Here is a 598-nt window from a genome sequence, read left to right as displayed (position 1 = left end):
TGTTAAGCCCTGAAGGGGCGAGAATTTTGTTGCAGGATTTATTGGCTGGTCGATTAAAAGATGAATTTTAAGAAGAGGTTAACAGTGTCCCGAGTGTTACTGTAAGCAACGAAAAGTGAAAGAGTTTGACTTGATACCAAAAAAGATAATACATCATGTTAAGGAGCTTTCATGAGGAACGCAGCTTTAAAATTAGCTCGAGATTTCTTAAGGATTGACAACGAAAACAAGTATTTGGCGAAGCAGGGGCCGTTAAATTTTGAAGTCAGAGAAGAGAGAGGAAAAGGCATTGTCGAGGTTTCTCTGTGTGTTTGCGGTTGCTGCAGCATAGACGAAAGGATTTTCGATTCTTTTGATAAGGCAAGGCTCGTAGCTGCTAAAATGACCTTCCAAGGAAAAGAACCTGCAATGACATGCCTGTCTCGTTATCAGAACTTGATCGATAGTTGGATATGTGAAAAATGCGGTTGTGAGAAAAGGCCAGTTTGGAAGGATGCACCCGGATTGGCAAAATTCTGTCCGATCTGTGACGAGAATACTGGCTCAATCGACTGGGGAAAGCAATCAAAATAAGGATCAGGAATCTTTTATTAACACT

1 protein-coding gene is annotated in these 598 nt (G+C 41.0%); it reads left to right on the top strand.

All coding sequences use genetic code 11. The features are described from left to right. Nucleotides 1-171 precede the first annotated feature (171 nt). The gene (locus tag BTA31_RS22175) at nucleotides 172-573 is read left to right on the top strand and encodes a hypothetical protein (RefSeq protein ID WP_076794284.1); all 402 of its coding nucleotides are present in this window, start codon (nucleotides 172-174) and stop codon (nucleotides 571-573) included. The last annotated feature ends 25 nt before the right edge of the window (nucleotides 574-598 follow it).

Source organism: Bacillus haynesii, from assembly GCF_001969855.1.
Lineage (GTDB): Bacteria > Bacillota > Bacilli > Bacillales > Bacillaceae > Bacillus > Bacillus haynesii.
Note: the sequence above shows the minus strand (reverse complement) of the source record. Positions and strands in the feature narration are given on the sequence as shown.